Here is a 10,886-nt window from a genome sequence, read left to right on the forward strand (position 1 = left end):
GCGTTGGCAATGCTGCTGAGGTCAGGCGTCGGGTCTGTGGTGCAACCCCCGCTCGCTCACCTGCTCCTGATCCAGCAGCGGCTGACCGCTTGGCTGGGCGATGTGAAAGCCCCGCTTGCCGCTGCGTTTGACTCTGTACATGGCCTGATCGGCCCGGGCCAGCGCGGTGCTGAAATCATCCTGTGGCCGAATGGCTGCAATCCCCATGCTCAGTCCCACCGCCGCCTCCCCGTTGGGTAGCTCGAACGGGGTGGCGATGGCGTTGATGCACTGACGGGCCAGGTGGCTGGTCCTGGGATCCTCGGACGGCCAGGGCAGCAACAGCACGAACTCGTCCCCGCCGAGCCGACCCAGCCTGATCTCGTCGCCGCAGCAGTGACGCAGCCGCTGGCCGAGGGCGACCAGCAACTCGTCGCCGGCGCGGTGGCCCAGGTTGTCGTTCACCTGCTTGAAGTCGTCGAGATCGATGAAGCAGATGGCCTGATAGTCCTGAGGGAACTGGCGCTGCAGGGCGGTGCGGTTGAGCAGGCCGGTGAGGGGATCCCGGTGGGCGAGCCTGGCGAGCTGCTGCTCGTACTCCTTCTCGTGGGTGATGTCGATGTGGGTGCCCATCACCCGCAGGGGATTGCCCTGCGAGTCCCGCTCCACCACCCGGCCCCTGTCCAGCACCCAGGTGACCTTGCCCTCTTTGGAGAGCATGCGGTGCATCACCTGATAGAAGGGACTCTTGCCCTCCAGGTGATCGAAGAAGGCCTGCAGCACCCGCTCCCTGTCTTCCGGGTGCAGGTGAGCGCGCCAGACGTCGAAGTGAGCCGACAGCTCCTTGGGCTGATAGCCGAGCATGGCGCCCCAGCGCCGGTTGAAGATGATGAGCTTGCCGGTCGGCACATGATTCTGCCAGATGCACAGGCCGGTGCCGTCCATGGCGGCATCCAGCTTTTCACGGGCATCCTCGGCGATCCGTTTCAGGCGCTCGTTCTCCAGCAACAACCTGTCATGGGCCTCCCGCAGCTCCTCGTAGGTCATTCATCGTCCCTTCCCTTGTTCGAATCTGCCTATAGTCGATGCAGATTTTCATCCTGTAAAGAATGAGATGGCTGTAGTTGATAGCGGATCGGGCTCCTCGTCAGCGGATGGCTGTGCGCCCGCGATAAGTAGGGATATTATTGGCACTGTGGGTGCGGCATGCGTGCCATCGAACGGGGAGACGGAGTCGGCATGAAGATCCTGATGAGCTGGAGTCTGCTGTTATGGCTGGGTATGACCCCCGCCTGGGGAGCGCAAGCGCCGCTCACCGAGCCCGGTTTGTCCCGGGAGTTGCAGCAGTTGGAAGACCATACTCCGCCGGTGCGGGAGTTTCGTGCGCGGGTCGCGGTTCTTGCGGCCCACAGTGGTGACTATTCGGCAGAGGCGCAAGGGCGCATCGCCCGGCTGCAGTGCTGGGCCCAGCCTGCCGAGCGCGATGACGATTTTACGCGGGCGGTGGGGTTTGCCGAGCAGGCGCTGACCCAGGCCCGTGAGCGCAAGGACCGCGTCACCGAGAGCGGCCTGCTCGCCTGCCGCGGCTTTCATCAGCAGTTGCTCGGCAACATGACCGAGGCTACCCAGGATTATGCCGAGGCGCTGACCCTGGCGCGCCGACTGGGGGATGAGCGGCAACGGGCCGACATCCTCAGCCTGCGCGGGGAGATGTACTCCTACCAGGGGGAGATGGCCGAGGGGCTGATGGAGCTTATCGATGCCCACCGGCGCTACGAGGGGCTCGGGCTTGAGGACAAGGGGCGCGAGGTGCTCGGCAAGATCGCGAATACCTATCGCAGGATGGGGATCTACGAGCGGGCACAGGGCTATTTTCAGGAGCTGGAGCACGATTACCGAACCCTGGGGGACGAGGAGCACCTGGTCGACATCCATACCCAGCAGGGATTGCTCTACGTGGAGACGGGGGAGTACGACAAGGCGCTGCCGCTGATGGCGGAGGCCGAGATCTACTATCTGGCGCAGCAACAGGAGGGGATGCTGGCCTGGAGCCGGATCGAGATGGCCAGCGTCCTGCTCAATCAGGGCAAGCCGGCGCAGGCCATGACCAAGCTGGAGATGGCCTCCTCCTTGCTGCATCAGGGGGAGGGGGCGGACAGCGTAACCCGCGGCCACTGGGACATCGTGATGGCGACCGTGCTGGAAGCCATGGGGAAACCGGCTGAGGCGCTGCCCTATCTGGAGCGGGCCGAGCGGGTCTTCGCCCGGGAGCGAAACCTGCGTTTCCTGGCCTGGATCCACGAGGTGCGGGCGCGGGTATACGAGCGGCAGGGGCGCATCAAGGAGGCGCTGCTCAGCCTCAAGCAGTACGTGCAGACCCGGCACGAGCTCGAGCAGATGCTGCGGGAGCAGCGCTCCTTGCAACTGCGCTTCGAGTTCGATCTCGCCCGCAAGGAGCTGGAGAACCAGACCCTCAGAGCCAACCAGCAGCTGCAGGCGGAGAAGCTCAAGCAGTTGCAGGAGCGGCGTCATTGGCAATATCTGGTGGTGGCGCTGCTGATCCTGATGATGGGCATTCTGGTGCTCCATCAACGCAGCCGCACCCGCAAGATGCACCGCCTCGCCATGACGGATGAGCTGACTGGGATCCACAACCGGCGCCAGATCCAGGCCAAGGGTCGCAAGTTGTTCAGTCAGGCGCGGGAGGGGGGCAAGCCGTTTTGCGTGCTGCTGCTGGATATCGACTACTTCAAGAAGGTCAACGATCAGCTCGGCCACCACGTGGGGGATCTGGTGCTGACCGCCGTGGCCCAGTGCATCGAGGATCAGCTGCGCAGCCTGGATCTGGTGGGGCGCAACGGGGGCGAGGAGTTTCTGGTGTTGCTGCCGGATACCCGCCTCGACGAGGCGGCCGAGGTGGCGGAGCGGATCCGGTTGCAGGTTTCCCGACTGCGCATCGAGGAGGTGCCCGAGGATCACCCCGTTCACATCAGCATCGGCTGTGCCGAGTACCGTCCCCAGGACGGCAATCTCGGGGAGCTGGTGCGCCGCGCCGACGAGGCCATGTATCAGGCCAAGCTGGCGGGTCGCAACCGGGTGGTGAAGGCGCAATGATCCCGCTCGGGGTCTTGCCCTTTCCTGTCATGCCGGGCTGGGTATTTTTCACTCGCGCGGGTATAATGTCGCGCAATTTTGCTTTGACCCAGGCGAGAAGGCCCATGTAACGCAACGCTCTTTCCTTTCCCACCGGTTGGCCAGATGGCCCGCTCGGGTGGCGCCGTTGTGTGCAGGGGGCCCCATTCTCATGGTGGCATCCGCATTTATTCCCACGGGGGCCTGAGGCCCTCGCTCAAAAGAAGAACACTGAATTATGTCTGCTGAATTTCTGAGTGAAGTCTCCAAGAGACGCACTTTTGCGATCATCTCGCACCCGGATGCGGGTAAAACCACCATCACCGAGAAAGTCCTGCTGTTCGGACAGGCCATTCAGCGCGCCGGCACCGTCAAGGGCCGAGGATCGGGCCAGCACGCCAAGTCCGACTGGATGGAGATGGAGAAGCAACGCGGCATCTCCATCACCACCTCGGTGATGCAGTTCCCCTACAGCGACTGCCTGGTCAACCTGCTCGATACCCCGGGTCACGAGGACTTCTCCGAAGATACCTACCGTACCCTGACGGCGGTGGATTGCTGCCTGATGGTCATCGATGCCGCCAAGGGCGTTGAGGATCGGACCCGCAAGCTGATGGAAGTCACCCGTCTGCGGGACACCCCCATCCTCACCTTCATGAACAAGATGGACCGCGAAGTGCGCGATCCCATGGAAGTCATGGACGAGGTGGAGCGCGAGCTGAAGATCATGTGCGCCCCCATCACCTGGCCCATCAGCTGCGGCAAATCCTTCAAGGGTGTCTATCACCTCTACAAGGACGAGGTCTATCTGTACCAGACTGGTCAGGGCCACACCATCCAGGAGAAGCGGGTGGTCAAGGGTCTGCACAACCCGGATCTGGACGCCGCCATCGGCGAAGATCTGGCGGCGCAGCTGCGCGGCGAGCTGGAGCTGGTGCAAGGCGCCTCTCCCGAGTTCGATCACGAGGCCTTCATCGCCGGCGAGATGACCCCGGTCTTCTTCGGTACCGCGCTCGGCAACTTCGGTGTCGACCACATGCTGGACGGCCTGACCGACTGGGCCCCGGCCCCGATGCCGCGCAAGGCTGAGAGCCGTGAAGTGAGCGCGACCGAGGAGAAATTCTCCGGCTTCGTGTTCAAGATCCAGGCGAACATGGATCCCAAGCACCGTGACCGTATCGCCTTTATGCGTATCGTGTCAGGCACTTACTCCAAGGGCATGAAGATGCGCCACGTGCGCATCGGCAAGGACGTGAACATCTCCGACGCCGTCACCTTCATGGCCGGTGACCGCGAGCAGGCCGTCGAGGCTTGCGCCGGCGACATCATTGGTCTGCACAACCACGGCACCATCCAGATCGGCGACACCTTCACCCAGGGTGAGGATCTGAAGTTCACCGGCATCCCGAACTTCGCCCCCGAGCTGTTCCGCCGCATCCGCCTGCGCGACCCGCTCAAGCAGAAGCAGCTGCTCAAGGGGCTGGTGCAGCTCTCCGAAGAGGGCGCCGTACAGGTGTTCCGTCCGCTCATCAGCAATGACCTCATCGTCGGCGCCGTCGGTGTGCTGCAGTTCGACGTGGTGGTTTCGCGTCTGAAGAGCGAATACAACGTCGAGGCCCTGTACGAGGCGGTCAACGTCTCCACCGCCCGCTGGGTGGAAGGCACAGACGTCAAGAAGTTCGAGGAGTTCAAGCGCAAGAACGAGCTGAACCTGGCGCTGGATGGCGGTGACAACCTCACCTACATAGCCCCGACCATGGTCAACCTGCGACTGGCCCAGGAACGTCACCCCGACGTGCTGTTCCGCCAGACCCGCGAGCACTGATACCCGCTCGCAGGGCTCAGGCCTGCAGATGACATAAGAGACCCCGCTTCGGCGGGGTCTTTTTTTATGGCGATCTAGATAGAGAAGGAACAGCCCGTCGCCAACTTCTTTGCTCCCTTCTCCCCTCGCGGGAGAAGGGTTGGGGATGAGGGGGTGATATTTGACGGCGGGCTAGAAGGCGCGCAGCAGCCTGGCCGGATTACCGGCATAGGTACCGGGGATCAGGATGTCGCGGGTCACCACGGCGCCGGCGCCGATGACGGCCCCCCGGCAGATCCGCACCGGCAATATGGTGGCGTTCGAACCGATGGAGACCTCGTCTTCGATGAGCGTCCGGCCCCAGTTCGTAGAGTCCGGATCTGGGGCTCCTTCCTGAAACAGATCGTTGGCAAAGATGACGCCATGGCCGATAAAGCAGCGCTCGCCTATGGTCACATGCTCGCAGATAAAGCTGTGGGACTGGATCCGGGTGCCGGGTCCTATGCTGACGTTCGACTGGATCTCCACGAAGGGGCCAACGAACACATCGTCGGCCAGGGAGCAGCCATAGAGGTTGACGGGTTCGACCAACTTCACCCGTTCACCGAACTGAACATCACGGATGCCGACCGTCAGGCGAGTCGGGCCCGTCATGCTCCCGTCTCCTGACCCAGCGTCAGCACCATGCAGATCTCGCAGGCGTCGTGGCCCGTGCTGCCGAGCGGCCCCGGCAGGTGCTCGAAGCCGAGGGACTCGTAGAGCGAGGTCGCCTCTCGCAGGACCTCGGTGGTTTCCAGATAGCAGCGCCGGTAGCCGAGGGCTCTGGCCTCGCCCATGGCTTGCAGCACCAGCCGCCGTCCCAGCCCCAGACCCCGCAGCGCAGGCATGAAATACATCTTCTGCAGTTCACATATCTCTTCTTCCCCCGCCAGCGGGGCTATGCCGCCGCCGCCGAGGATGGTGCCGTCCGGCCCTTCTATGACCCAGTAGCGGCAGCGCTCACCCTGATAGGTTTCATGGAGAAAATCGAGGTTCGGATCCGCCACCCCGTAGCCCTTGTCGGCGGTGAGACCGTATTCGGCGGAGACGGCGCGCACCACGGCGGCGATGTGGGGGTTATCGGCAGGGGTGATGGGGCGGATGCGATAACCCTGCTGGCGCCGGGCCCGGGAGAGGGCGCTGCGATACAGGCGCAGGCCGCTCCACAGCTGCTCGCACTCGGCGGGGCTGAGCTGGGCCAGCGCCAGCTCGGTGGCACTGTCCATCTCCTGATGCAGGGCCAGCAGCTGAGCCTGGCCGGCCTGAGTGAGACGGGCCTCCTTGCTGCGCCCATCGGAAGGGTGCGGGTGCCATTGGATGAGGTCGCGCTCGACGAGGCGAGCGAGCGGGCGGCTGGCGTTGGACTTGTCGATGCGCAGTCGCTCGGCCAGCTGCTGGTTGGTGGCGGGGCCGCTCTCGAGTTCGATCAGCAGGTGAGCCTCGAGCGGACTCAGGGCCAGGGCGCCGCACTGTTGGGAGAGCATGCCGAGTTCGCGTACCAGCTCCCGTGACAGGGCGCGCAGGGGTCGGGGATCCATCTGTCATTGTCCTTATTTGGTTGTCATCAACAACCAATATAGTCAGATAGTTGTTACTAGCAACCTCTTTTTTGGACGAAATGATGGACCACGTGAATGGACAAGGGGTTGGCGGCCATAAAAAAAGGGCCCGGGAGAGGGGCCCAAACATTGGAAACCCGCGCCGTGGCGCGGATCCCATCCTTGGTCAGGAAGATGGCCGGTGATATGCCCGGCCAGCATGGTCTTGGCGCTGGATATCGCAGCGGCTTGGTCTGTTTCGTCTTGGGTGATCGCTTTGGCTCACACCAACTCGGCCAGCATGGTGTCGGCACTGGGTGCCATCAGCTGCTCGGCTGTTTATACCAGCTCGGCCAACATGGTGTCGGCACTGGGTGCCATCAGCGGCTCGGCTGTTTATACCAGCTCGGCCAACATGGTGTCGGCACTGGGTGCCACCAGCGGCTCGGCTGTTTATATCAGCTCGGCCAGCATGGTATCGGCGTAGGGAACCAGCGGCTCGGCCTGCTTCACCCTGGTGAGGTAGTCCGGGTTAGCGATGAGCGGGCGACCGATGGCGATGAGGTCGAAGCGATCCGCCTTGATGGCCTCGGCAGCGCTCTGTGCGCTGTAGTTGCCGACCCCGACCAGATGGCCGTCGTAGTGGGCGCGCAGGTAGTCGGAGGCGCGGCCGTCCAGGTAGTCGAAGGTGAGGCTGTCATCGAAAATGCCGAGGTGCACATAGGCCAGGGTGCGGCCATTGAGCTCGGTTAGCAGATAGTCGAACACGGCGCGATCCCGTGCATCCCCGGCCAGGTGCACATAGGCACCGGGAGAGAGGCGTAGCCCCACCCGATCGCCGCCGATGCGAGCGCTGATGGCGTCCACCACTTCCAGCGCGAAGCGGCTCATGTTTTCCGGGGTGGCGCCGTAGGCATCGTCACGCAGGTTGCTGGAGTGATGGAGGAACTGATCGATGAGGTAACCGTTGGCGCCGTGGATCTCCACCCCGTCGAAACCGGCCTCGATGGCGTTGGCGGCGGCTTGGGCGTAATCCTCCACCAGTTGCGCTATTTCAGCGATGGTCAGGGCGCGGGGCACCTGATAGACCAGCTCGCGCATGCGCGGCACTGTGCCGTCATGGGCGACGGCGGACGGCGCCAGCACCTCGGCCTGGTGGAAGAAGGGGTGGGAGAGGCGACCCACGTGCCACAGCTGGGCGAAGATCTTGCCGCCTTTGGCGTGCACGGCGGCGGTGACCTGCTTCCAGCCTTCAACCTGCTCCGGGCTGTAGAGACCCGGGGTGTTCGGGTAGCCCTGGCCGTCCGGGCGAATGATGGTGGCTTCGGAGATGATGAGGCCGATGTCGGCACGGCGCGCATAGTAGGCGGCCATCTGCTCGGTGGGCACCAGACCAGGGCCCGCCATGCAGCGGGTCAGGGGAGCCATCATGAAACGATTCGCGAGCGTGAGAGTGCCGTTGAGGCGATAGGGCTGAAACAGGGTATCCATGGTCGTCTGTCCTCGGGGAGTAATTCTTGAACGTGCATTCAAGACGTTTTTTGTTTTGCACGCAAGTATTTTTTGAGCGAGCATTCAGCCCAGGTTGGTGTTGCCCGCCCGCTGGGGTAAACTTGCCGCCCTTTTCTCCCCGGATAGCCGGGGCCCTGCCAACGGAGATCCCATGCGCAGCGCCGAGTTTGATCGGGACCATGTCCTGCGACACGCCATGGAGGCCTTTCGCGCCAGGGGCTATGCCAAGACCACCATGCAGGATCTGGTCGCAGCCACCGGCCTGCACCCGGGCAGTCTCTACGCCGCCTTTGGCAACAAGCGCGGCCTGTTGCTGGCGGCGGTTGACCACTATGTGCAGGAGAAATGCGCCCTGCGCCGTCGCTGCTTTGACCGGCCTAGCCCGCTTGACGGTCTGCGCGCCTACTTCAACCAGCTGGTGGACGATGCCCTGCAGGGCTCCTGTCTGATCACCCGCACCCTGATGGAGCTGGCGGAGCAGGACGAGGAGCTGCACCTGCGCCTCAAGGCCATCTATGGCGAGCTGGAGGCCGATCTGGCGCTGATCCTGCAACAGGCGAGCGCGCGCGGCGAGCTGGCCGCCGGCAGCGACATCCCCACCCTGACCGCTTTCTTGCAGATCAACATTCAGGGTCTGGTCACCTTCGCCCAATGCCGTCCGGATCGCCCCTTGCTCAATGCCGTGGTGGATCGGCTGATGGCCGCCCTCGGCGCTCCCCGCTAACCGGCCCGGCGGGCCGATTTTTGCTCGCCGCCCTTGCCCTCAACTGCCCGCTCTTCCATCTTCATGGAACCATCAGAGGAAGGAGAAGGGCATGACCAGAAAGGCAAAGTCCCAGGCGATGCTGCTGCATTTCACCGCGCCGCGCAGCACCATTGCGGAGCGGTTCGCTGCCGGCAAGCAACTGCGTGAACAGGTGCCCCGCGAATCACACGCCCAACTGCCTGACCCCGATCCCGAGCGGGATCCCGTCGCCGTGCTCAAGGCTCAGGCCCTTACCCGCTTGCAGCAGCTGGTGCCGGTGCGCCACGCCCGCATGCAGGAGTCGCCCTTCGCCTTCCTGCGCGGGGCGGCCGCCATCATGGCGGCGGATCTCGTGGCTACCCCGTGCTCCGGGCTGATGGTGCAGGCCTGCGGCGACATGCACGTCGCCAACATCGGCCTCTATGCGAGCGCCGAGCGCAACCTGGTGATGGCCATCAACGACTTCGATGAAACCCATCTCGGCCCCTGGGAGTGGGATCTCAAGCGCCTGGCCGCCAGCGCCCTGGTCGCCGCCGACTACCTCGGTGCTGACGCCGCCCGCCAGCGGGAAGCCGCCAGAATGGTGGCCGCCGGTTATCGCACCAAGCTGCGGGAGTACGGCAAGCTGGGATTTATGCAGGTCTGGTACGATCGCATCGATCAGGCCTCGGTGCTCCATGCCTTTTCCGCCGATGCCCATAAACGGGTCGAGGCCACCTTCGCCAAGGCCAGGGGGCGGGATCATCTGCAGGTGCTCGGCAAGATGACGGATCTGGTGGACGATCAGCACAGGATCCGCGAACTGCACCCCTTCGTCATTCGCGAGACCCATACCGAGGATGGGGAGCCCGTCTACGATGTGCTCGGCGAGTTGCTGGAAGCCTATCTGGCCTCCCTGCCGGAGGACAGGCGCATCCTGCTGCAGCGTTACCGGATCCTGGACGTGGTGCGCAAGGTGGTGGGGGTCGGCAGCGTGGGTACCCGTTGCTGGGTGATCCTGCTGAGCGGGGCCGATGACGACGATCCCCTCTTCCTGCAGGTCAAGGAGGCGCAGCCCTCGGTACTGGCCCCCTACTTCCATTCGGAGGAGGACAGCGGCAGCCAGGGGCGGCGGGTGGTGCGCGGCCAGCGCATGATCCAGGGTTCGCCGGACATCTTCCTCGGCTGGTGTGAGCTGCGGGGGCGCCACTTCTACGTGCGCCAGTTGCGGGACATGAAGGGGGGCATCGACATCACCCCCGGCGTGGTGAAAGTCCGCCACTTCATCGAATATTGCCAGCTCTGTGGCTGGGCCCTGGCGCTGGCCCACGCCAAGTCGGGGGATGCGGCGCAGATCGCCGGCTACATGGGCAAGTCGGAGGTGATGGACGAGGCCATCGCCGACTTCGCCGTGGCCTATGGCCAGCGCACCCGGGAGGATCACGCCACCCTGCTGGCGGCCATCGCCCGCGGGGATCTGCCGGTCGCCAGTGAAGCCCGCTGAGGAGCAGCTAGGTCGTTTAGGACTATGCCTCACGGGCTGAGCAGCATCGAAGGTCATTTGCTCCCTTCTCCCCTCGAGGGAGAAGGGCTGGGGATGAGGGGGGTCTCTGGCTTAAAGTAGCGACTGCCTGATAAACGTCATCACGGCATCCATCCGGCCCATCACATCGTTGTTCCACACTCTGATTACCCTGAACCCCTCGCGAGCCAGATAGGCCGTTCTGACCTCATCCTGCCGCTGGCCTTCCGGCTGGTTATGTTGCGAGCCATCGACCTCGATCACCAGCCGTTGCTCCAAACAGATGAAATCCACTATGTAGGGCCCGACAGGGAGCTGGCGGCGGAACTTGAGCCCTTCAAACCGGCGATTGCGAAGCTGAAACCAGAGCCTCTGCTCGGCCAGGGTCGCCTCGGTTCTCAGTTGCTTGGCAAAGGGGCGGGTTTTCATGGGAGTTATCCGGCGCTGTCTGACTCACTAGGTATAGCCATTACCCAGTAGCGTATTGAATCTGTTTATTGGACGTGGATTCTTTTCCCTCACCCTAGCCCTCTCCCAGAGGGAGAGGGAACCGATAGGGGAGTCGTTGAGAGTGAAGATTACAAAGGGCCTGTGTGCGGTGGTGTTGGCGCTAGTGTTGGAATCTTGGAATCTTGG

The 10,886-nt window shown here is 63.6% G+C and carries 10 protein-coding genes; 5 read left to right on the forward strand and 5 right to left on the reverse strand.

The features are described from left to right. Positions 1–21: 21 nt before the first annotated feature. On the reverse strand, positions 22–1,026 hold the full coding sequence (locus tag BN1124_RS10190; protein WP_042641576.1) for a sensor domain-containing diguanylate cyclase: 1,005 nt from the start codon (positions 1,024–1,026) through the stop codon (positions 22–24). A 192-nt stretch (positions 1,027–1,218) separates the two neighbouring features. Here BN1124_RS10190 and BN1124_RS10195 point away from each other — a divergent pair, with 192 nt between their 5' ends. Together BN1124_RS10195 and prfC are read left to right on the forward strand one after the other, a co-directional pair. Next, positions 1,219–3,093, forward strand: a complete 1,875-nt coding sequence (locus tag BN1124_RS10195; RefSeq protein ID WP_042641577.1) for a diguanylate cyclase — start codon at positions 1,219–1,221, stop codon at positions 3,091–3,093. A 253-nt stretch (positions 3,094–3,346) separates the two neighbouring features. Beyond that, a complete protein-coding gene (gene prfC / locus BN1124_RS10200; protein ID WP_152599047.1) occupies positions 3,347–4,936 on the forward strand; it encodes a peptide chain release factor 3 in 1,590 nt (529 codons plus the stop codon). Between the two features lie 171 nt (positions 4,937–5,107). Here prfC and BN1124_RS10205 read toward each other — a convergent pair whose 3' ends face one another. Beyond that, the gene (locus BN1124_RS10205) at positions 5,108–5,569 is read right to left on the reverse strand and encodes an acyltransferase (RefSeq protein WP_042641579.1); all 462 of its coding nucleotides are present in this window, start codon (positions 5,567–5,569) and stop codon (positions 5,108–5,110) included. Continuing rightward, positions 5,566–6,492 (reverse strand): bifunctional helix-turn-helix transcriptional regulator/GNAT family N-acetyltransferase, encoded by a 927-nt coding sequence (locus BN1124_RS20870; protein WP_042641581.1) that lies wholly within the window; start codon positions 6,490–6,492, stop codon positions 5,566–5,568. Before BN1124_RS20870 ends, BN1124_RS10205 begins: the two co-directional genes overlap by 4 nt. Positions 6,493–6,769: 277 nt before the next feature. Between BN1124_RS20870 and BN1124_RS10215 the strand changes: the two genes are divergently transcribed. Then, positions 6,770–6,979 (forward strand): hypothetical protein, encoded by a 210-nt coding sequence (locus BN1124_RS10215; protein ID WP_156128249.1) that lies wholly within the window; start codon positions 6,770–6,772, stop codon positions 6,977–6,979. Here BN1124_RS10215 and BN1124_RS10220 read toward each other — a convergent pair. Next, the gene (locus BN1124_RS10220; protein WP_042641585.1) at positions 6,946–7,983 is read right to left on the reverse strand and encodes an alkene reductase; all 1,038 of its coding nucleotides are present in this window, start codon (positions 7,981–7,983) and stop codon (positions 6,946–6,948) included. The two genes, BN1124_RS10215 and BN1124_RS10220, sit on opposite strands and share 34 nt — an antisense overlap. Before the next feature lie 172 nt (positions 7,984–8,155). Between BN1124_RS10220 and BN1124_RS10225 the strand changes: the two genes are divergently transcribed. Beyond that, complete coding sequence (locus BN1124_RS10225) at positions 8,156–8,728, forward strand: TetR/AcrR family transcriptional regulator (protein ID WP_042641586.1); 573 nt, start codon at positions 8,156–8,158, stop codon at positions 8,726–8,728. 91 nt (positions 8,729–8,819) lie between these two features. After that, positions 8,820–10,232, forward strand: coding sequence for a DUF2252 domain-containing protein (locus BN1124_RS10230; protein WP_042641588.1), 1,413 nt, complete (start codon positions 8,820–8,822; stop codon positions 10,230–10,232). Between the two features lie 111 nt (positions 10,233–10,343). Here BN1124_RS10230 and BN1124_RS10235 read toward each other — a convergent pair whose 3' ends face one another. Continuing rightward, positions 10,344–10,679: an endonuclease domain-containing protein gene (locus BN1124_RS10235; protein ID WP_042641590.1), complete on the reverse strand. Its 336-nt coding sequence runs from the start codon at positions 10,677–10,679 to the stop codon at positions 10,344–10,346. Positions 10,680–10,886: the final 207 nt, after the last annotated feature.

Origin of the sequence: Aeromonas eucrenophila, from assembly GCF_000819865.1 — a bacterium.
In the GTDB taxonomy this organism is placed as follows: domain Bacteria; phylum Pseudomonadota; class Gammaproteobacteria; order Enterobacterales; family Aeromonadaceae; genus Aeromonas; species Aeromonas eucrenophila.